The sequence below is a fragment of the Pseudomonas sp. MPFS genome (genome assembly GCF_022537035.1).
GTDB lineage: Bacteria > Pseudomonadota > Gammaproteobacteria > Pseudomonadales > Pseudomonadaceae > Aquipseudomonas > Aquipseudomonas sessilinigenes.
Window position 1 is genome coordinate 6,384,993 of record NZ_CP066123.1, and the last position, 21,603, is coordinate 6,406,595.

Sequence of the window (21,603 nt, forward strand, 5' to 3'; positions counted from 1 at the left end):
CACGCAGGAAGCCCGGACTAATAAGATGGCATTGAAATCCCCCGCGTTTCGTAAAAAATTCCCGTTGCTGGTTACCGGCAGTTTGCTGGCCCTGCAACCTCTAGCCACTTCCTTCGTGGTCGCCGCGGAACAGTATGACTGCTCGGTCTCTGCGTCCGGCGGCTGGGCCTGTGCGCCAAAAACCAGTGCAGCCCAACTGCCTCCGCGCCCGGTCCATGACGCCAATGCCATCAGCTCCAGCGAAAGCGGGACTGCAGGCGAGGTTGCCGGCGACAAGCCGGTCCTGGTGACCGAAGCCAAGGGCCGCGGCCTGAAGTCCCGCAGCGCGGACTACAGCCACCTCGACTGGGTACCGCGCGAGAAGCTCACCGCAGCGCAACTGGCCGAGACCGGTCCTTACTGCTCTGGTGCCTATATCGAACCAATTCGTCCTGGCATGAATGATTCGACGAAGAAAAGTGATGCTCCGACCTTCATCGGCGCCAAGGCTTCGCGTTACCAGCAGGAGCAGCAGGTGGCGACCCTGGCCGGCGACGTGGTCATGCGCCAGGGCAGCATGCAGGTCGAGGCCGACGAGGCCAACCTGTACCAGGCGGAGAACCGTGGCGAGCTGAGCGGCAACGTACGCATCCGCGACAACGGTACGCTGATGGTCGGCGACCACGCCGACGTGCAGCTGGACACCGGTGAGGCCAAGGTCGACAACGCCGAATACGTGATGCACAAGTCGCGGGTACGCGGTAGCGCGCTGTACGCCAAGCGTGCGGAAAACGCCATCATCCGCCTCAAGGACGGTACGTACACCACTTGCGAACCGAGCAGTAACGCCTGGCAGCTCAAGGGCAACAACATCACCTTGAACCCGGCCACCGGCTTCGGTACCGCGACCAACGTGACATTGCGAGTCAAGGACTTCCCGGTCCTCTATACCCCGTACATCTACTTCCCGATCGACGATCGCCGTCAATCCGGCTTCCTGCCACCAAGCTTCGGCACTGACAGCGATAGCGGCTTCACCCTGGTGACTCCGTACTACTTCAACCTGGCACCGAACTACGATGCCACGTTGTACCCGCGCTACATGGCCAAGCGCGGCATGTTGGTGGAAGGCGAATTCCGCTACCTGACCAAGAACAGCGAAGGCCAGTTCGGCGGCGCCTACCTGAACGACGAGAGCGACGATCGGAGTAAGCAGACCGACTCCGAAAAAACCCGCTACATGCTCAACTGGCAGCACAAGGGTGGGCTCGATTCGCGGCTAATGACCGAAGTCGACTACACCAAGATCAGCGACCCGTATTACTTCCAGGACCTGCAGACCGACCAGATCGGCGTGAAGTCCGCCGACTACGTCAACCAGCAAGGCGCCGTGACCTATCGTGGCGACAGTTACGTTGCACGCCTGAATGTACAGGCGTATCAGTTGGCCACCGTCTCCAACATCACACCGTACGATCGACTGCCGCAGATCACCTTCAATGGTGCCCTGCCTTACCATCCGCAAGGCCTGGACTTCACCTATGAAACCGAAGTGGTGCGCTTTGAGCGGGACCTGCAAACAGGCTATTTCAAGGATAAGGATGGCGGACCTTTCGACCCAGTTACTGGTACCTATGGCACTCTCCGTCTGGACGAAAACGTAACGGGCCTGGCTCGAGCCAATGGCAACCGCCTGAACCTCAAGCCCGGCGTCAGCCTGCCACTGAACTGGAGCTATGGTTACCTGACTCCGTCCCTCAAGTACATGTACACCCAGTACGACCTAGACTTGGATAGCAAGGGCAAACAAGGCATTGTCGCCGCGCGTAACTACGCAGCCTCGACCGGAACCCGCTATATCGGTGGAGACTACAGTCGCAACCAAAACCGCGGCGTACCGATCGCCAGCATCGATGGTGGCCTGTACTTCGACCGCCAGACCCAATGGTTTGGCAAGAACTACAACCAGACCCTGGAACCGCGCTTGTTCTATCTCTATGTTCCAGAGAAGAACCAAGAAGACATTCCGGTGTTCGACACCAGCGAATACACCTTCAACTATGCATCGCTGTTCCGCGACAACCGCTTCTCCGGTTCCGACCGCGTCGGCGACGAGAACAAGTTGTCCCTGGGCGTGACCAGCCGCTGGATCGAAGACAACGGCTTCCAGCGCCAGCGCATCAGCATTGGCCAGGCCCTGTACTTCAAGGACCGCACCGTCCAGTTGCCCGGCATGGATTATCGTGACCGCGATGATGCCAGGTCCAACGTCTCGCCTTATGCACTGGAATACGAATACCGCTACAACCGCGACTGGCGCACCACTGCCGAGTACAACTGGGACCCGGACAGCCGCAGCCCGCGTTCCGGCAGCGCTATGCTCCACTACCAGCCGGAAAACAACCCGAACAAGGTGGTCAACGTCGGCTATCGCTATCGCAACGACCAGGTTCGTTACAACCAGAACACCGGCAAATGGGAAATGGGCGGCAACTACGGAACTCCAGGTCAAGCTAACTACGTGAAGGACTACTACAAGATCCAGCAGCACGACTTCTCGGTGATCTGGCCGATCGTGCCGCAGTGGAACGTCATCAGCCGTTGGCAGTACGACTACAACCGCAACCGCACGCTCGAGGCCTTCGGTGGTTTCGAGTACGACAACTGCTGCTGGAAACTGCGCCTGATCAACCGTTACTGGGTCAAGTACGACGAGTTCAGTCAGAACGCTCCGCAAAACGAAAGTGGCGACCGCGGCATCTTCCTCCAAATTGTTCTGAAGGGTCTCGGTGGCGTCATGGGCACCAAGGTAGAGAGCTTCCTCGACAAAGGCATCCAAGGTTATCGTGAACGTGAAGACCAAGCTTTCTGATTGTCTGCGCCCGCTGATGCTGGGCGCGCTGTTCCTGAGCATGAGCACTGCGGCCAGCGCTGCGGTGCAGTCCATCGACAAGGTGGTGGCGATCGTCGACAACGATGTCGTCATGCAGAGCCAACTGGATCAACGAGTGCATGAAGTCCAGCAGACCATCGCCAAGCGTGGCGGTGGTGTGCCGCCTACCAGCGTCCTGGAACAGCAGGTCCTGGAGCGCCTGATCGTCGAGAACCTGCAATTGCAGATTGGCGAGCGCTCCGGCATCCGCATCACCGACGAAGAGCTGAACCAGGCCATCGGTACCATTGCCCAGCGCAACAGCATGAGCATCGAGCAGTTCCGCGCCGCCCTGGCCCATGATGGTTTGTCCTATGACGACGCCCGTGACCAGGTTCGCCGCGAGATGATCATCAGCCGTGTGCGCCAGCGCCGTGTGGCCGAACGCATCCAGGTATCGGAACAGGAAGTGAAGAACTTCCTGGCCTCGGACCTGGGCAAGATGCAGCTCTCCGAAGAACTGCACCTGGCCAACATCTTGATCCCGACGCCGGAAAGCGCCAGCTCCGAAGCGATCCAGAGTGCTGCCCGCCAGGCCATGGAGGTGTACCAGCAGCTCAAGCAGGGTGCCGACTTCGGCCAGCTGGCAATCGCCCGCTCCGGTAGCGACAACGCCCTGGAAGGCGGTGACATGGGCTGGCGTAAAGCCGCTCAACTGCCACCTCCCTTCGACCGTGAACTGAGTGCCATGGCCGTGGGTGACATTACTCAGCCAGCCCGTACTCCAGGCGGTTTCATCATCCTCAAGCTGCTGGACAAGCGTGGTGGCGGCAATCAGGTGCGCGATGAAGTGCACGTGCGCCACATCTTGATCAAGCCAAGCGAGATTCGCAGCGAAGAAGAGACCAAGCGCCTGGCGCAAAAACTCTACGACCGCATCAGCTCCGGTGAAGATTTCGCCGAACTGGCCAAGAGCTACTCGGAAGATCCGGGCTCGGCGCTCAACGGTGGCGACCTCAACTGGGTCGATCCGAACGCCCTGGTACCTGAGTTCCGCGAAGTGATGGCCAAGACTCCACAAGGCCAGCTGTCCAAGCCGTTCAAGAGTCCTTACGGCTGGCACGTCCTGGAAGTCCTTGGCCGTCGCGCCACCGACAGCACCAGTCAGGCTCGTGAACAGCAAGCCATGACCGTCCTGCGTAACCGCAAGTACGACGAAGAGCTGCAGACCTGGTTGCGGCAGATTCGCGACGAGGCCTACGTCGAGATCAAGCTGCCTGGCGCTGAACAGGCCGCGCAGTGAACCCCAGACGTTTTGCCCTGACACCCGGCGAACCGGCGGGTATAGGCCCTGACCTATGCCTGCTGCTCGCCTCGCAACCCCAGCCGCATCCCCTGATTGCCATTACCAGCCGCGACCTGCTCACCGAGCGGGCCGCGCAACTGGGAGTGGCCGTCAACCTGCTACCGGTGGACCCGAACCACCTACCGGACACCCCCGCTCCGGCAGGCAGCCTGTACGTCTGGGATACCCCACTGGGCAAGCCGGTGGTCAGCGGCCAGCTGGACCAGGCCAATGCGGCCTTCGTCCTGCAGACCCTGACCCGTGCCGGTCAGGGCTGCCTGGAAGGGCATTTTGCCGGAATGATCACCGCGCCAGTACACAAGGGCGTGATCAATGACTCCGGGATCGCCTTCTCCGGGCACACCGAGTTTCTCGCGGACCTGACCCACACCCAGCAAGTGGTCATGATGCTGGCCACCCGAGGCCTGCGCGTCGCCCTGGTGACGACTCACCTGCCGCTGCGGGACATCGCCGATGCGATCACCAGCGAGCGCCTGGAACGGGTCACGCGGATCCTGCATGCCGACCTGCAGCAAAAATTCGGCATCGCCCAACCGCGCATCCTGGTCTGCGGGCTCAACCCCCATGCCGGCGAAGGCGGCCACCTGGGCCGCGAAGAAATCGACATCATCGAACCCACCCTGGAGCGTCTGCGCCAAGAAGGCATGGACCTGCGCGGTCCGTTGCCGGCCGACACTCTGTTTACCCCCAAATATCTGGAGCATTGCGACGCAGTGCTGGCGATGTACCACGACCAGGGCCTCCCCGTGCTGAAGTACAAAGGCTTCGGCGCGGCCGTCAATGTGACGCTCGGCCTGCCGATCATCCGCACCTCGGTCGACCATGGCACTGCCCTGGACCTGGCCGGCAGCGGCAGGATCGATACCGGCAGCCTGCAGGTCGCCCTGGAAACCGCCTACCAGATGGCCGAGAACCGTATATGACCGAGCAATACCAGCACCGGGCGCGCAAGCGCTTCGGCCAGAACTTCCTGCACGACGCCGGCGTCATCGACCGCATCCTGCGGGCCATCAACGCCAAGCCCCTGGACCGCATGCTGGAAATCGGCCCGGGCCAGGGCGCCCTGACCGAAGGCCTGCTGGGCAGCGGTGCACAACTGGACGTGGTGGAACTGGACAAGGACCTGGTGCCGATCCTCAACCAGCAGTTCGCTGGCCGCGGCAACTTCAAGCTGCACCAGGGCGATGCCCTGAAGTTCGACTTCAACACCCTGGGTGCCGCGCCAGGCAGCCTGCGGGTGGTGGGCAACCTGCCCTACAACATCTCCACGCCGCTGATCTTCCATTTGCTGCACAACGCCAGCCTGATCCGCGACATGCATTTCATGCTGCAGAAGGAAGTGGTGGAGCGCCTGGCCGCCGGCCCAGGCGGTGGCGACTGGGGCCGCTTGTCGATCATGGTCCAGTACCACTGCCGCGTGGAACATCTGTTCAACGTCGGCCCTGGCGCCTTCAATCCGCCCCCGAAAGTCGACTCGGCCATCGTGCGCCTGGTGCCCCATGCAGTGCTGCCGCATCCCGCCAAGGACCACAAGCTGCTGGAGCGCATCGTCCGCGAAGCCTTCAACCAACGTCGCAAGACCCTGCGCAACACCCTCAAGGCGCTCCTGAGCAGCGCCGAAATCGAGGCCGCCGGCGTCGATGGCAGCCTGCGTCCCGAGCAGCTCGACCTGGCAGCCTTCGTGCGCCTGGCCGACCAGTTGGCCGATCAGGTCAAGCCCGCCGCCAACTGACAATTACCGGCAAGCGACAGCGGGCAGAACGCCAGCCAGGATGGCTGGTCTACTACCCGCTACTTGACCTAGACTGACCGGCGTCAGCTTCTATCCCGCGTCCGCTTTGCTCTAAAGGCCCTTTGCATGTCCGATCCTCGCTATCAGGTCGACGTCAGCGTCGTCACCCACTTTCTGGCCGACCAATCGCAACCCGAACAGAATCGCTTCGCCTTCGCCTACACCATCACCGTCCAGAACAACGGCTCGCTGCCCGCCAAGCTGCTGTCCCGGCACTGGGTGATCACCGATGGCGACGGCCATGTGGAAGAAGTGCGCGGCGCCGGCGTGGTCGGCCAACAGCCACTGATCGCCGCCGGCAAGAGCCACACCTACAGCAGCGGCACGGTGATGACCACCCAGGTTGGCAATATGCAGGGCAGCTATCAAATGCTGGCCGAGGACGGCAAGCAATTCGACGCCATCATCGCGCCGTTCCGCCTTGCGGTCCCCGGAGCGCTGCACTGATGGCCACCTACGCCGTTGGCGACCTGCAAGGCTGCCTGGAACCGCTGCAGTGCCTGCTTGAGCAGGTGGCCTTCGACCCTGCTCGGGATCGGTTGTGGCTGGTCGGGGATCTGGTCAATCGCGGCCCGCAGTCCCTGGAAACCCTGCGCTACCTGTACTCCATCCGCGACTCGCTGGTCTGCGTGCTGGGCAACCACGACCTGCACCTGCTGGCCGCCTGGCGCAATGTCGGGCGTCTGAAAAAGTCCGACACCCTGCGAGAAATCCTCGAAGCCCCGGACTGCGAGGAATTGCTGCAATGGTTGCGCCAGCAAAAGCTGATGCACTACGACGAAGCACGCAAGACCGCCCTGGTACACGCCGGCATCGCCCCCCAATGGTCACTGAAGAAAGCACAGAAATACGCCACCGAGGTCGAGCTCGCCCTGCAGGACGACAGCCTGTTCGAACCCTTCCTGGAGGGCATGTACGGCAACGACCCGGCGAAGTGGGACAACGACCTCAAGGGCATCACCCGCCTGCGAGTCATCACCAACTATTTCACTCGCATGCGCTTCTGCACCAGTGAAGGCAAACTCGACCTCAAGACCAAGGAAGGCCTGGACACGGCACCACCGGGCTACGCCCCCTGGTTCAGCCACAAGGAGCGCAAGACCCGGGAGATCAGGATCATCTTCGGTCACTGGGCAGCCCTCGAAGGCCAGAGCAACGAACCCGGGATCATTGCCCTGGATAGCGGCTGCGTCTGGGGCGGCTCCATGACCTTGATGAACGTCGACACCGGACTGCGCCTGAACTGCGACTGCGACGCCCATGGCCATGTGGCGCCCGCCTCCACCCAATCCCTGCCCGTCTGCTAGACGGAGCCGACCGACAAGCCAGGAGTCCGCCATGAGCGAATTCAAACGTATCCCCCCCGAACAGGCCCAGGCACTGCGCGAACAAGGCGCCGTTGTAGTGGATATCCGCGACCCGCAAACCTATGCCCTGAACCACATCAGCGGTTCGGTGCACCTGGACAACCACTCCATTTCCGATTTCATTCGCGCAGCCGACCTGGATGCACCGCTAGTGGTCGTGTGCTACCACGGCAACTCCAGCCAGAGCGCCGCGGCCTACCTGGTCAGCCAGGGTTTCTCAGACGTTTACAGCCTCGATGGAGGCTTCGAACTGTGGCGCAACATCTACCCGGCCGAAATCGCCCAGGGCAACGCCGAATAATTTTTTTCTACCGCTCTAGCCCGTGATCTACGCGGGCTGACGCAACACCAGACGAACGGTAGCGCGCAACTAATCCGCCATCCGCCCTTGACCTCTGCGATTCCGAACTATCCTTAGCCACAGGCCATCCAAATCAGGGGAGAGCCGGTACACCGGCGAGCGGGTCATCGGTACTAGCTTTCAAGCTCGATAGCTTTGAAAGTGTTCTGGGGGGTAAACAGCAACTGGAACTTCATCAGTTGCATGCCAGCACTTGACTGACTGATCCGTAGCCGGCTCCACGTATCGAGCGAGGTGACGTCATGAGTATTTTTAGCCACTTCCAACAACGCTTCGAATCCACGCGCCAGGAAGAGTTTTCCCTGCAGGAATACCTCGAACTGTGCAAGAAGGACCGCAGCGCCTATGCCTCGGCCGCAGAGCGCCTGCTATTGGCCATTGGCGAACCCGAACTGCTGGACACCTCGACCAACTCGAGGCTGTCGCGAATCTTTTCCAACAAGGTGATCCGGCGCTACCCGGCCTTTGAAGACTTCCATGGCATGGAAGAGTGCATCGACCAGATCGTTTCCTACTTCCGCCACGCCGCCCAGGGCCTGGAAGAGAAGAAACAGATCCTCTACCTGCTGGGCCCGGTGGGTGGCGGTAAATCGTCCCTGGCCGAAAAACTCAAGCAGCTCATCGAGAAAGTCCCCTTCTATGCCATCAAGGGCTCACCCGTCTTCGAATCGCCACTGGGGCTGTTCAACGCCACGGAAGATGGCGCCATCCTCGAGGAAGACTTCGGCATTCCCCGGCGCTACCTGAACACCATCATGTCGCCCTGGGCGACCAAGCGTCTGTCGGAGTTCGGTGGCGACATCAGCCAGTTCCGGGTGGTGAAGCTGTATCCGTCGATCCTCAACCAGATCGCGGTGGCCAAGACCGAACCTGGCGACGAGAACAACCAGGACATCTCGGCCCTGGTGGGCAAGGTGGATATCCGCAAGCTCGAGGAATTCCCGCAAAACGACGCCGACGCCTACAGCTATTCCGGGGCACTGTGCCGGGCCAACCAGGGCCTGATGGAGTTCGTCGAGATGTTCAAGGCGCCGATCAAGGTGCTGCACCCATTGCTGACCGCGACCCAGGAAGGCAACTACAACAGCACCGAGGGCCTGGGGGCGATCCCGTTCACCGGCATCCTGCTGGCCCACTCCAACGAATCGGAGTGGCACACCTTCCGTAACAACAAGAACAACGAGGCCTTCATCGACCGGATCTATATCGTCAAGGTACCGTACTGCCTGCGCGTGACCGACGAAGTGAAGATCTACGACAAGCTGTTGTTCAACAGCTCCCTGGCCAAGGCCCATTGCGCCCCGGATACCTTGAAGATGCTGGCGCAGTTCACCGTGCTCTCGCGCCTCAAGGAGCCGGAGAACTCCAACATCTACTCCAAGATGCGCGTCTATGACGGGGAGAACCTCAAGGACACCGATCCGAAGGCCAAGTCGATCCAGGAGTACCGCGACAGCGCCGGGGTCGATGAAGGCATGAACGGCCTCTCGACCCGCTTTGCCTTCAAGATCCTGTCCAAGGTCTTCAACTTCGACCCCCATGAAGTGGCGGCCAACCCGGTACACCTGCTGTACGTGCTGGAACAGCAGATCGAACAGGAGCAGTTCCAGGCCGAAACCCGCGAGCGCTACCTGCGCTTCCTCAAGGAATACCTGGCACCGCGCTACATCGAGTTCATCGGCAAGGAAATCCAGACGGCCTACCTGGAGTCCTACAGCGAGTACGGCCAGAACATCTTCGACCGCTACGTGCTGTACGCGGACTTCTGGATCCAGGACCAGGAATACCGCGATCCGGAAACCGGCGAGATCCTCAACCGCGTGGCGCTCAACGAAGAACTGGAAAAGATCGAGAAACCGGCAGGCATCAGCAACCCGAAAGACTTCCGCAACGAGATCGTCAATTTCGTGCTGCGCGCCCGGGCCAACAACAACGGCAAGAACCCCACCTGGCTCAGCTACGAGAAGCTGCGGGTGGTCATCGAGAAGAAGATGTTCTCCAACACCGAGGACCTGTTGCCGGTCATCAGCTTCAACGCCAAGGCCAGCAAGGAGGATCAACAGAAACACAACGACTTCGTCACCCGGATGGTGGAGCGTGGCTACACCGACAAGCAGGTACGCCTGCTGTCGGAATGGTACCTGCGGGTCAGGAAATCGCAGTAAAGCAGCTGCAAGCTTCTAGCTACAAGCTGCAGGAGAAAGGCCGTGAGCCTCGACTCGGGGATCTGACGGTGCTTTCACTTGCAGCTTGAAGCTTACGACTTGAAGCTCCCCGGAGGGGTCTATGAGCTACGTAATCGACCGACGCCTGAACGGTAAGAACAAGAGCACCGTGAACCGCCAGCGGTTCCTGCGGCGCTATCGCGACCACATCAAGAAAGCCGTCGAAGAAGCCGTCAGCCGGCGCTCCATTACCGACATGGAGCATGGCGAGCAGATCAGCATTCCCGGGCGCGATATCGACGAGCCGGTGCTGCATCACGGCCGCGGCGGCAAGCAGACCGTGGTCCATCCAGGCAACAAGGAGTTCACCGCCGGCGAACATATTGCCAGGCCCCAAGGCGGTGGAGGGGGTGGAAGTGGTCGCGGCAAGGCCGGCAACTCCGGCGAGGGCATGGATGAATTCGTCTTCCAGATCACCCAGGAGGAGTTTCTCGAGTTCATGTTCGAGGACCTGGAGCTGCCCAACCTGGTCAAGCGCAACCTGACGGGCACCGATACCTTCAAGACAGTGCGGGCCGGGATCAGCAACGAAGGCAACCCATCGCGGATCAACATCATCCGCACCCTGCGCTCTGCCCATGCGCGACGCATCGCCTTGTCCGGCAGCAGCCGCGCCAAACTGCGCGAGGCCAAGGAGGAGTTGGCTCGCCTGAAACGCGAAGAACCGGACAACTTCGGCGACATACAAGAACTTGAAACAGAAATCGAACGCCTGAGCGCGCGAATTCATCGCGTGCCATTCCTCGACACCTTCGATCTGAAGTACAACCTGCTGGTCAAGCAACCCAATCCCAGCTCCAAGGCAGTGATGTTCTGCCTGATGGACGTTTCCGGCTCCATGACCCAGGCCACCAAGGACATCGCCAAGCGCTTCTTCATCCTTTTGTACCTGTTCCTCAAGCGCAACTACGACAAGATCGACGTGGTCTTCATCCGCCATCACACCAGCGCCCGGGAAGTGGACGAGGAAGAATTCTTCTACTCGCGGGAAACCGGCGGGACCATCGTCTCCAGCGCCCTGAAGCTGATGCAGGAGATCATGGCCGAACGTTACCCGAGCAATGAATGGAACATCTATTGCGCCCAGGCCTCCGATGGCGACAACTGGAATGACGACTCACCCATCTGCCGCGATATCCTGATCAACCAGATCATGCCGTTCGTGCAGTACTACACCTACGTCGAGATCACGCCTCGGGAACACCAGGCCCTGTGGTTCGAGTACGAACGTATCGCCGAAGCCTTTCCCGAGACGTTTGCCCAGCAACAACTGGTTTCGGCCGGAGATATCTATCCGGTCTTCCGTGAACTCTTCCAGCGCAGGTTAGTGACATGACCGCCAGAGAGCAGAAACGCCAGCCCATCTCCACCGGCTCGGAATGGACCTTCGAGCTGATCCAGGCCTACGACCGCGAAATCAGCCGTATCGCGGCTCGCTATGCCCTGGACACCTACCCCAACCAGATCGAAGTGATCACCGCCGAGCAGATGATGGACGCCTATGCCTCGGTGGGCATGCCACTGGGCTACCACCACTGGTCCTATGGCAAGCACTTCCTCAGCACAGAAAAATCCTACAGCCGTGGCCAGATGGGCCTGGCCTACGAGATCGTCATCAACTCCGACCCCTGCATCGCCTACCTGATGGAGGAAAACACCATCTGCATGCAGGCCCTGGTGGTGGCCCATGCCTGCTATGGCCATAACAGCTTCTTCAAGGGTAACTACCTGTTCCGCACCTGGACCGACGCCAGTTCGATCATCGACTACCTGGTGTTTGCCAAGCAGTACATTTCCCAATGCGAGGAACGCCACGGCATCGACGCCGTGGAGGATCTGCTCGACTCCTGCCATGCCTTGATGAACTACGGCGTCGACCGCTACAAGCGCCCTTATCCGATCTCCGCCGAAGAGGAACGGCGCCGGCAGAAGGATCGCGAAGAGCACCTGCAGAAGCAGATCAACGATCTGTGGCGCACCATTCCCAAGGGTGCGGACAAAAATAGCGACAAGGACAATGCGCGGTTCCCGGCAGAGCCCCAGGAAAACATCCTCTATTTCATCGAGAAACACGCTCCGCTGCTCGAGCCCTGGCAACGGGAGATCGTGCGGATCGTGCGCAAGATCGCCCAGTATTTCTACCCACAACGCCAGACCCAGGTAATGAACGAAGGCTGGGCCACCTTTTGGCACTACACGCTGATGAACGACCTGTACGACGAAGGCCTGGTCACCGACGGCTTCATGATGGAGTTCCTGGCCTCCCATACCAGCGTGGTGTACCAGCCGGGATTCGATAGCCCCTACTACAACGGCATCAACCCCTACGCCCTGGGCTTTGCCATGTACCGGGACATCCGCCGCATGTGCGAAGAGCCCACTGAGGAAGACCGCCGCTGGTTCCCGGAACTGGCCGGCACCGACTGGCTGTCGAGCATCAAGTTCGCCATGAGCAGCTTCAAGGACGAGAGTTTCATCCTGCAGTACCTCTCGCCCAAGGTGATCCGTGACCTCAAGCTGTTCAGCATCATGGACGACGATCAGAAGGACGACCTGCTGGTCCCGGCCATCCATGACGAAAGCGGCTACCGCGTCATCCGCGAGACCCTGGCCGCTCAATACAACCTGGGCAACCGTGAACCCAACGTGCAGATCTGGAGCATCGACCGGCGCGGCGACCGCTCGCTGACCCTGCGCCACCAGCAACATGACCGCAAACCACTGGGAGAATCCACCGACGAGGTACTCAAGCACCTGCATCGGCTATGGGGCTTCGACATCCACCTGGAAACCCTGCAAGGCGACCAGGTGATGAAGACCCACCACGTGCCGCCCAAGAACGACCACGGGGAAAACGACTACGGGCGCCTGGACCTGGCAGTCATCCACCTCTAGGCGGCCCCACAAGCCTCCGTTAGGCCGCCACAAGGGGTATCCTGTCGCGCTAACGGAGGTTTTTTATGCGGATTTACAAAGTCGGCGGTGCGGTACGTGATCGCTTGCTCGGCAGGCCGGTTACCGATATCGACTGGGTCGTGGTCGGTGCGAGCGCCGAGGAAATGATCGACAAGGGCTTTCGCCCGGTCGGTGCGGACTTCCCGGTGTTCCTGCATCCCAAAAGTGGCGAGGAATATGCCCTGGCCCGGACCGAGCGCAAGAGTGGGCGCGGTTACGGCGGGTTCACCTTCCATGCCAGTCCCGAGGTCACCCTGGAAGAGGACCTGATCCGCCGCGACCTGACCATCAACGCCATGGCCGAGGACGAGCAGCAGGCCATCACTGACCCCTACAACGGCCAGAAGGATCTAGAAGACCGACTGCTGCGTCATGTTTCCCCGGCGTTCGCCGAAGATCCCCTGCGGGTTCTACGGGTTGCCCGCTTTGCTGCGCGCTATGCCGGGCTGGGTTTTCGCGTCGCGCCAGAGACCCTCGAACTGATGCACCAGCTCAGTCGTTCAGGCGAATTGCAGGCCCTGACGGCAGAGCGCAGCTGGAAAGAGATCTCCCGCGCCCTGCTGGAGGATCAGCCCCAGGTCTTTATCCAGGTCCTGCATGATTGCAGTGCCCTGGCAGAACTGATGCCAGAGGTCGATGCGCTATTCGGGGTTCCCCAGCCGGCGCTTCACCACCCGGAGATCGACACCGGGCTGCATACCCTGAGCGTCCTGCAACAAGCGGCCCTGCACCGGCAACCGCTGAGCGTGCGCTGGGCCTGCCTGCTGCACGATCTGGGCAAGGGTGTTACGCCGCAGGAAGAATGGCCGCGGCACATCGGTCATGAGCAGGCCGGCCTGGAGCTGATCAAGGCAATCAACGAACGCTTCAAGGTGCCCAGGGAATGCCAGGAGCTGGCAATGCTGGTGGGCCAATACCACACCCACGCTCACCGCGCCCAGGAACTCAAGGCCTCGACGCTGCTGGAGCTGCTGCAAAGCTTCGACGTCTTCCGACGCCCGCAACGCTTCGAGGAGTTCGTTGCCGCTTGCGAGATGGACGCACGCGGCCGGCTCGGCCTCGAGTCCCGCCCCTACCCGCAAGCCGACTACCTGCGTGGCGCAGCCAGCGCCGCTCGTGCGGTAGCGGTGCAGCCCTTGTTGGAACAAGGCTTCAAAGGGCCACAATTGGGAGAAGCACTGCGACTGGAGCGCCTGAAAGCACTCAAGGCCTACAAAGAGCAGTTCGCCCCTTGAAGACATGCGGACAAGGTTGCCTTGTCCGCATGGAATAAACCCCGGCCTAGAGGTCTGCCGGAGTCAATTGCACGCCACGCCACTCAAAAGCCACGGGCGCCAACACCTGGTCGATCTGCGCCTCTTCCCAGAGAGCCCCCAGGCTCTTGCCTGCTAGGGGATGCACTCGCTCTGGGGCCATCAGCGACAAAGGCCACAGCACAAAGGCGTTCTTCAGGATTTCCGCACGCGGCAAGACCAAGCCATCGAAGTTGCCGGTCAGGTCGCCGTAGAGCAGCACATCGATATCCAGCGGCAGCCCCTTGCGATCGGGGGCGTAGCGCCCGTTATCGGCCTCGATGAACTTCAAGCGACGATCCAGTTCGATCAGGGGCAGGTCGGTAAAAGCCGAGACCACCAGATTGAAGAATGGCCCGCTCTTGATTCCGACCGGTTGGCTTTCGAACACGGCCGAACAACGCATGTCCACCAGGAAGCCAGCCAATGCATCGAGTCCGGCCCGCAAATGGACTTCACGCTCGATATTGCTACCAAGTCCTAGAAATACCTGAGTCAGCGACATCCGCGCTCGATCTCCACGCCAACGCCCTTGGCGGCCGGGACGGCGCCGGGCTTGGTCAGCTTCAAATGCAGCCAGGGAATATTGAATTCGCCCATCAGCACCTCGGCCAGGCGCTCGGCAAAGGTTTCCACCAACTGATACTGGGCCTGCTCGGCAAACGCCTGGATCCGGGCCGATACGCTGGCGTAGTCCAGGGCCAGCGTCAGGTCGTCGCCAGCGGCGGCCGGGCGATTGTCCCAGGCAAAACTCAAGTCAAGGCGCAGGCATTGGCGAATGCCGCGCTCCCAGTCGTAGGCGCCAATCACGGTGTCGACTTCCAGTCCCTCGATAAACACTCTGTCCAAGCACTCTTCTCCGCAGCACGACAAGGGCGCAATGCGCCGTTAGAATCAGGGCGTCCTCGCCCGGAATAGTTAGCATGTTTTGGTCACTGGCGATTCTCGCCTACCTGCTCGGCTCTCTGTCCTTCGCTATCTTGCTCAGCCGCGTCACGGGCAATCCCGATCCGCGCATGAGCGGCTCCGGTAATGCCGGCGCCACCAACATGCTACGCCTGGCCGGCAAGAAGCTCGCGATCCTGACCCTGCTGGGGGACCTGTGCAAAGGCCTGGTCCCCGTGCTGATCGCCCATCTTGCCGGGCTGTCATTGCAACAACAGGCCTGGATCGGGCTCTACGCCGTGCTCGGGCACCTGTTCCCGCTGTACTTCCGCTTTCGTGGCGGCAAGGGTGTCGCCACCGCCGCCGGCATGCTGCTGGGGCTCTATCCCCCGGCCGCCCTGCTGGCCATCGCCGCCTGGGGACTGACCTTCTACCTGACCCGCACCAGCTCACTGGCCGCCTTGATCGCTACGCCCCTGACCCTGCCACTGCTGGCTTGGCAGGAACCCGAGGCGCTGTTGCCGATGAGCGTACTCACGCTGCTGATCGTCTGGCGCCACCGCGGCAATCTACGCGACCTGTTCGCCGGGCGCGAACGGCATTTTTGAATCCCACCAATGAAACGCTTCAGCGGGCGACCTCGGCGCTGGGCCCTCACAAGGCCGACAATTGCTCCATGGGCCAGCGAGCCTGGACGCTGATCGCCAAGTCTTCCTTTTGCCCCGCCTGCAACCGCTGGCAGCCAGCGTAGGCAATCATCGCTCCGTTGTCGGTACAAAATTCCGGCCGGGCGTAGAACACATGCCCCTTCATCTCGGCGAGCATGTTTTCCAGGGAAGCCCGCAAGGCCTTGTTGGCACTCACGCCACCGGCGATCACCAGGCTCTTGAGGCCAGTCTGCTTCAGGGCACGCTTGCACTTGATGGTCAGAGTGTCCACAACCGCCTGCTGGAAGGCGAGAGAGATGTCGCAACGGGTTTGCTCACCGTCGTCTCCAGCGCTGACGCATTGCTGCCAGGTGTTCAAGGCAAACGTCTTCAGGCCGCTGAAACTGAACTCCAGGCCTGGGCGGTCGGTCATCGGGCGCGGGAAGACAAAACGCCCCGGCACGCCCTGGGTCGCCAGGCGCGCGATCTCGGGACCGCCAGGGTAATTAAGGCCGATCAGCTTGGCGGTCTTGTCAAAAGCCTCGCCAGCGGCATCGTCCAGGCTCTCGCCCAACAGTTCGTATTGGCCGATACCGTCGACCCTGACCAGCTGGGTATGCCCACCGGACACCAACAAAGCGACGAACGGAAACTGTGGCGGTTGTGCCTCCAGCATCGGCGCCAGCAAATGCCCCTCCATGTGGTGCACCCCCAGGGCCGGAATCCCCCAGGCAAAGGCCAGTGCCTGAGCACAGGAGGCACCTACCAGCAGGGCCCCCACCAGACCGGGACCGGCGGTGTAGGCGATGGCATCGATCTCTGTGGGCACGCAGTCGGCTTGCGCCAGGACCTGGCGAATCAGGGGCAGCATGCGCTTGACGTGGTCACGGGACGCCAGTTCTGGCACCACGCCGCCATAGACGCGATGCAGGTCGATCTGGCTGAATAGCGCATCGGCCAACAGGCCTCGCTCGCTGTCGTAAAGCGCGACGCCGGTTTCGTCGCAGGAAGTTTCTAATCCCAGTACTAGCATGGGTTTGCGCCTTGCAGGGGCTGAATTCGAAGGCGCGCATGATAGTCGCCACTCCCTCGCCCGACCAGCGGTTTTCGATCAGAGGCTTTGCATTCCTGGCGGCGAGGGGTTAACATCCGCAACCCTTAAAAACCGACGATCTTAGCCGCGATTTTTTCACGACGAGAACGTTGACCCCGGTAATGAATGAAGGTAGCTCTGGATGCCAGCCGTCAAAGTTAAAGAGAACGAACCCTTCGACGTAGCTCTGCGTCGTTTCAAGCGCTCCTGCGAAAAAGCCGGTGTTCTGGCTGAAGTTCGTAGCCGCGAATTTTACGAGAAGCCGACTTCCGAGCGTAAGCGCAAAGCAGCTGCTGCTGTTAAGCGTCACGCCAAGAAAGTTCAGCGCGAACAGCGCCGCGCCGTACGCCTGTACTAATACACAGACGTTCGCTGCAAGCTTCTGCCAAGCCCGGCCTTCAGCCGGGCTAATGGCATTTGCGGATCACGCTTGATGCTTCACCGCCGAAGTCACCCTGGTGACCCAGGCAAATCTGCTTCATCACGTCAGACCTGGCTCTTGCCAGCGGTGCACGTCTTTTCTGACGAGCCTTCCAAGGCTACCGACGAGCACACCCTTACTGATTCCTGCGCCCAAGGCGCCCTCCCCGGTACTGGCCTGGTGAGCTTTGAAGCCCACTCGACGCTTGCTGTCGGAGCAACATCTTTCAGATACTCGAATACTGATTGAAGCTAACGTCAGTGGACGTTCGGCAGATACACTTCCCGACTGCGACCACGCCGAAGACCCGGGTCGAACCGCGCACGCCTCACGCCTCGCCCTAGATCTTTCGACGACATCGCCAGGGCTATTTTTCCCCGCAGTGATGACGAGAACGCCATGGCCGGGCTTATTCCCCAGAGCTTTATTGACGACCTTCTGAACCGCACCGACATCGTCGATGTCGTCAGCTCGCGCCTGCAGATCAAGAAGGCTGGCAAGAACTACACCGCCTGCTGCCCGTTCCACAAGGAAAAGACCCCCTCCTTCAGCGTCAGCCCCGACAAGCAGTTCTATTACTGCTTTGGTTGCGGCGCCGGCGGCAACGCCCTCGGCTTCATCATGGACCACGACAACCTGGACTTTCCCCAGGCCGTCGAGGAACTGGCGAAAGCCGCCGGCATGGAAGTGCCGCGCGAGGAAAGCGGCCGTGGCCAGCGCAAGCCTCGCCAACCCACCGACTCGCCCCTGTACCCACTGCTCACCGCCGCCGCCGACTACTATCGCCAGGCCCTGAAAAGCCACCCCGCACGCAAGGCAGCAGTGGATTACCTGAAGGGACGCGGGCTCACCGGCGAGATCGCCCGGGATTTCGGCCTGGGCTTTGCCCCTCCCGGCTGGGACAACCTGTTCAAGCACCTGAGCAGCGACACCCTGCAGCAGAAAGCCATGATCGATGCTGGCCTGCTGATCGAGAATGCCGAGACCGGTAAACGCTACGACCGTTTTCGCGACCGGGTCATGTTCCCGATCCGCGATACTCGCGGCCGGATCATCGCCTTCGGCGGCCGCGTGCTTGGAGACGACAAGCCCAAGTACCTGAACTCCCCGGAAACCCCGGTGTTCCACAAGGGACAGGAACTCTACGGCCTGTTCGAGGCCCGCAAGAACAATCGCAACCTCGACGAAATCATCGTCGTCGAGGGCTACATGGACGTGATCGCCCTGGCCCAGCAGGGCCTGCGCAATGCCGTCGCGACCCTGGGCACCGCCACCAGCGAAGAACACCTCAAGCGCCTGTTCCGCATCGTGCCCAATGTGCTGTTCTGCTTCGACGGCGACCAAGCCGGGCGCAAGGCCGCCTGGCGCGCCCTGGAGGCCACGCTATCCTGCCTGCAGGACGGACGTCGGGCACGCTTCCTGTTCCTTCCGGAAGGAGAAGACCCCGACACCCTGGTTCGCTCGGAAGGCACCGACGCGTTCCTTGCCCGGATCAACCAGCACGCACAACCGCTGGCCGACTATTTCTTCCAGCAACTGATCGAGGAAGCCGATCCACGCTCGCTGGAAGGCAAGGCCCACCTGGCAACGCTGGCAGCACCGCTGATCGAAAAGATTCCAGGGGCCAACCTGCGCATCCTGATGCGCCAGCGCCTCACCGAGATCACGGGCCTCAGCAACGAAACAGTCAATCAACTGGCCCACAATCCCGCGCCGCAAGCCTCGCCGAACTACGACGCCGGCATCGACTACGACGGCATGCCGGACTACGCCGACTACAATGAGCCGCACCAGGAAGCGTACGCCCCACAGCAGGAGTGGACGCCGAAGAAGAGCGGCGGCAAGAAATGGGAAAACAAGCCCTGGGACAAGAACGGCAAAGGCAAGCGCCAGGGCGATCGCGACCACCCCCGCGGCCCGCGAACGCCTGCAACAGTGGAGCCGCCCATCCAGTCAGCCCTGCGAACCTTGCTGCACCATCCTCAGCTGGCAAAAAAAGTTGAAGATGCCGGGCACTTTGCCGATGACGACAACACCAATACACAGTTGCTGGTAGCCCTGATCGAAGCCGTGCAGAAAAATCCTCAGCTACGCTCTATTCATCAGCTGATGGCGCGCTGGCACGGCACCTCGCAAGGAAATCTACTTAACGCACTGGCGGAAAAAGAGTGGTTAATCGACGGAGATAACCTTGAACAACAGTTTTTCGACACCATTAACAGCTTGTCAGCTCGCCAACGCGAGCGTGTTTTAGACCAACTTCTCAGGAAATCGCGTCAAAGCGAGCTCAGCAGCGATGAGAAAAAACAGCTGGTTGAGCTTCTAAAACGCAATGTTCCCGCATCAAACCCGACCTCAACTGGCGCGTGAGGTCATAGCTCGGGTATAATCCTCGGCTTGTTTTTTGCCCGCCAAGACCTTCAGTGGATAGGGTGTTATGTCCGGAAAAGCGCAACAGCAGTCTCGCCTCAAAGAGTTGATCAGCCGTGGACGTGAGCAGGGTTACCTGACTTACGCGGAGGTCAACGACCACCTGCCGGAGGATATTTCAGATCCGGAACAGGTGGAAGACATCATCCGCATGATCAACGACATGGGGATCAACGTATTCGAGAGTGCTCCGGATGCGGATGCCCTTTTGTTGGCCGAAGCCGATACCGATGAAGCAGCAGCTGAAGAAGCCGCCGCTGCGTTGGCGGCTGTGGAAACCGACATTGGTCGCACTACCGACCCAGTGCGCATGTACATGCGCGAAATGGGTACCGTAGAGCTGCTCACACGTGAAGGCGAAATCGAAATCGCCAAGCGTATCGAAGAAGGCATCCGTGAAGTGATGGGCGCGATCGCGCACTTCCCTGGCACGGTAGACCATATCCTCGCCGAATACGCTCGCGTCACCAGCGAAGGTGGCCGCCTGTCTGACGTCCTCAGCGGTTATATCGACCCGGACGACGGCATTACCCCGCCCGCTGCCGAGATTCCTCCACCTGTCGACACCAAGTCGGCGAAAGAGGACGACGACAGCGAAGACGAAGACGGTGAAGCCTCCGAAGACGAAGAAGAAGCCGAAAGCGGTCCGGATCCGGTCGTCGCCGCACAGCGTTTTGGCGCCGTCGCCGATCAGCTGGAAGTCACTCGCAAGGCCCTGAAGAAGCATGGCCGCGAGAACAAGCAGTCTATCGACGAAATGCTGGCCCTGGCCGAGCTGTTCATGCCGATCAAGCTGGTACCGAAGCAATTCGAAGGCCTGGTCGAGCGCGTACGCAGCGCCCTGGATCGTCTGCGCCAGCAGGAACGCGCCATCATGCAGCTTTGCGTGCGTGATGCCCGCATGCCGCGTGCCGACTTCCTGCGCCAGTTCCCCGGCAACGAAGTGGATGAAAGCTGGACCGAGGCCCTGGCCAAAGGCAAGAGCAAGTACGCCGAAGCCATTGCCCGCCTGCAGCCGGACATCGTCCGTTGCCAGCAGAAGTTGACTGCGCTTGAGACCGAAACCGGCCTTAAGGTCGCCGAGATCAAGGAAATCAACCGTCGCATGTCGATCGGCGAGGCCAAGGCCCGTCGCGCGAAGAAAGAGATGGTTGAAGCCAACTTGCGTCTGGTGATCTCCATCGCCAAGAAGTACACCAACCGCGGCTTGCAGTTCCTCGACCTGATCCAGGAAGGCAACATCGGCTTGATGAAAGCGGTGGACAAGTTCGAATACCGTCGCGGCTACAAGTTCTCGACCTATGCCACCTGGTGGATTCGCCAGGCGATCACCCGTTCGATCGCCGACCAGGCTCGCACCATCCGTATCCCTGTGCACATGATCGAGACGATCAACAAGCTCAACCGTATTTCCCGGCAGATGCTCCAGGAAATGGGTCGCGAACCGACCCCGGAAGAGCTGGGCGAACGCATGGAAATGCCTGAGGACAAGATCCGCAAGGTATTGAAGATCGCCAAAGAGCCGATCTCCATGGAAACCCCGATCGGTGATGACGAAGACTCCCATCTGGGCGACTTCATCGAAGACTCGACCATGCAGTCGCCAATCGATGTCGCCACCGTGGAAAGCCTCAAGGAAGCGACACGCGAAGTACTCTCCGGCCTCACCGCTCGTGAAGCCAAGGTATTGCGCATGCGCTTCGGCATCGACATGAATACCGACCACACCCTCGAGGAAGTTGGTAAGCAGTTCGACGTCACCCGTGAGCGGATTCGCCAGATCGAAGCCAAGGCGCTGCGCAAGCTGCGCCACCCGACGCGAAGCGAGCATCTGCGCTCCTTCCTCGACGAGTAAGCCCAAGACCCCCAGCCCTGCTGGGGGTTTTGCTTTTTGCCGCCCCTTCACCTTTCCCCGCCA

At 60.8% G+C, this 21,603-nt stretch carries 18 protein-coding genes; 15 read left to right on the top strand and 3 right to left on the bottom strand.

What is annotated here, in order from left to right; translation table 11 throughout:
* Positions 1-25: 25 nt before the first annotated feature.
* From I9018_RS29395 to I9018_RS29445, 11 genes are all read left to right on the top strand, one after another.
* Entirely contained in the window at positions 26-2,851 is a 2,826-nt protein-coding gene (locus I9018_RS29395; protein ID WP_241108151.1) for an LPS-assembly protein LptD, read from the top strand.
* Positions 2,832-4,154 (top strand): peptidylprolyl isomerase SurA, encoded by a 1,323-nt coding sequence (surA, locus tag I9018_RS29400; protein WP_241108152.1) that lies wholly within the window; start codon positions 2,832-2,834, stop codon positions 4,152-4,154. The genes I9018_RS29395 and surA overlap by 20 nt, the downstream gene beginning before the upstream one ends.
* A complete protein-coding gene (gene pdxA, locus I9018_RS29405; protein WP_241108153.1) occupies positions 4,151-5,140 on the top strand; it encodes a 4-hydroxythreonine-4-phosphate dehydrogenase PdxA in 990 nt (329 codons plus the stop codon). The genes surA and pdxA overlap by 4 nt, the downstream gene beginning before the upstream one ends.
* A complete protein-coding gene (gene rsmA, locus I9018_RS29410) occupies positions 5,137-5,949 on the top strand; it encodes a 16S rRNA (adenine(1518)-N(6)/adenine(1519)-N(6))-dimethyltransferase RsmA (protein ID WP_241108154.1) in 813 nt (270 codons plus the stop codon). The genes pdxA and rsmA overlap by 4 nt, the downstream gene beginning before the upstream one ends.
* Positions 5,950-6,075: 126 nt before the next feature.
* Positions 6,076-6,456 (top strand): Co2+/Mg2+ efflux protein ApaG, encoded by a 381-nt coding sequence (gene apaG, locus I9018_RS29415; RefSeq protein WP_068575592.1) that lies wholly within the window; start codon positions 6,076-6,078, stop codon positions 6,454-6,456.
* Positions 6,456-7,316, top strand: a complete 861-nt coding sequence (locus tag I9018_RS29420; protein WP_241108155.1) for a symmetrical bis(5'-nucleosyl)-tetraphosphatase — start codon at positions 6,456-6,458, stop codon at positions 7,314-7,316. Before apaG ends, I9018_RS29420 begins: the two co-directional genes overlap by 1 nt.
* A gap of 31 nt (positions 7,317-7,347) precedes the next feature.
* Positions 7,348-7,677 (top strand): thiosulfate sulfurtransferase GlpE, encoded by a 330-nt coding sequence (gene glpE, locus I9018_RS29425; RefSeq protein WP_068575596.1) that lies wholly within the window; start codon positions 7,348-7,350, stop codon positions 7,675-7,677.
* Between the two features lie 302 nt (positions 7,678-7,979).
* Entirely contained in the window at positions 7,980-9,902 is a 1,923-nt protein-coding gene (locus tag I9018_RS29430; RefSeq protein ID WP_011063831.1) for a PrkA family serine protein kinase, read from the top strand.
* A 121-nt stretch (positions 9,903-10,023) separates the two neighbouring features.
* Positions 10,024-11,298 (top strand): YeaH/YhbH family protein, encoded by a 1,275-nt coding sequence (locus I9018_RS29435; RefSeq protein WP_241108156.1) that lies wholly within the window; start codon positions 10,024-10,026, stop codon positions 11,296-11,298.
* On the top strand, positions 11,295-12,857 hold the full coding sequence (locus I9018_RS29440; RefSeq protein ID WP_241108157.1) for a SpoVR family protein: 1,563 nt from the start codon (positions 11,295-11,297) through the stop codon (positions 12,855-12,857). The genes I9018_RS29435 and I9018_RS29440 overlap by 4 nt, the downstream gene beginning before the upstream one ends.
* A gap of 65 nt (positions 12,858-12,922) precedes the next feature.
* Positions 12,923-14,152 carry a multifunctional CCA addition/repair protein gene (locus I9018_RS29445; protein ID WP_241108158.1) on the top strand — a complete coding sequence of 410 codons (1,230 nt, stop codon included), beginning with the start codon at positions 12,923-12,925 and terminating at the stop codon, positions 14,150-14,152.
* A 46-nt stretch (positions 14,153-14,198) separates the two neighbouring features.
* Here I9018_RS29445 and folK read toward each other — a convergent pair whose 3' ends face one another.
* Entirely contained in the window at positions 14,199-14,714 is a 516-nt protein-coding gene (folK, locus tag I9018_RS29450) for a 2-amino-4-hydroxy-6-hydroxymethyldihydropteridine diphosphokinase (protein WP_068575601.1), read from the bottom strand.
* On the bottom strand, positions 14,705-15,058 hold the full coding sequence (folB, locus tag I9018_RS29455; RefSeq protein WP_068575603.1) for a dihydroneopterin aldolase: 354 nt from the start codon (positions 15,056-15,058) through the stop codon (positions 14,705-14,707). The genes folK and folB overlap by 10 nt, the downstream gene beginning before the upstream one ends.
* Positions 15,059-15,132: 74 nt before the next feature.
* Between folB and plsY the strand changes: the two genes are divergently transcribed.
* Positions 15,133-15,702: a glycerol-3-phosphate 1-O-acyltransferase PlsY gene (gene plsY / locus I9018_RS29460; RefSeq protein WP_068575605.1), complete on the top strand. Its 570-nt coding sequence runs from the start codon at positions 15,133-15,135 to the stop codon at positions 15,700-15,702.
* Between the two features lie 46 nt (positions 15,703-15,748).
* Here the strand turns inward: plsY and tsaD are convergent, their stop codons facing one another.
* The gene (tsaD, locus tag I9018_RS29465) at positions 15,749-16,774 is read right to left on the bottom strand and encodes a tRNA (adenosine(37)-N6)-threonylcarbamoyltransferase complex transferase subunit TsaD (protein ID WP_068575607.1); all 1,026 of its coding nucleotides are present in this window, start codon (positions 16,772-16,774) and stop codon (positions 15,749-15,751) included.
* A gap of 202 nt (positions 16,775-16,976) precedes the next feature.
* Here tsaD and rpsU point away from each other — a divergent pair, with 202 nt between their 5' ends.
* The 3 genes from rpsU to rpoD all read left to right on the top strand — a co-directional run bounded on the left by rpsU (position 16,977) and on the right by rpoD (position 21,540).
* A complete protein-coding gene (gene rpsU, locus I9018_RS29470; protein ID WP_002551877.1) occupies positions 16,977-17,192 on the top strand; it encodes a 30S ribosomal protein S21 in 216 nt (71 codons plus the stop codon).
* A gap of 462 nt (positions 17,193-17,654) precedes the next feature.
* On the top strand, positions 17,655-19,625 hold the full coding sequence (dnaG, locus tag I9018_RS29475) for a DNA primase (RefSeq protein ID WP_241108159.1): 1,971 nt from the start codon (positions 17,655-17,657) through the stop codon (positions 19,623-19,625).
* A 67-nt stretch (positions 19,626-19,692) separates the two neighbouring features.
* A complete protein-coding gene (gene rpoD / locus I9018_RS29480) occupies positions 19,693-21,540 on the top strand; it encodes an RNA polymerase sigma factor RpoD (RefSeq protein WP_124347239.1) in 1,848 nt (615 codons plus the stop codon).
* The last annotated feature ends 63 nt before the right edge of the window (positions 21,541-21,603 follow it).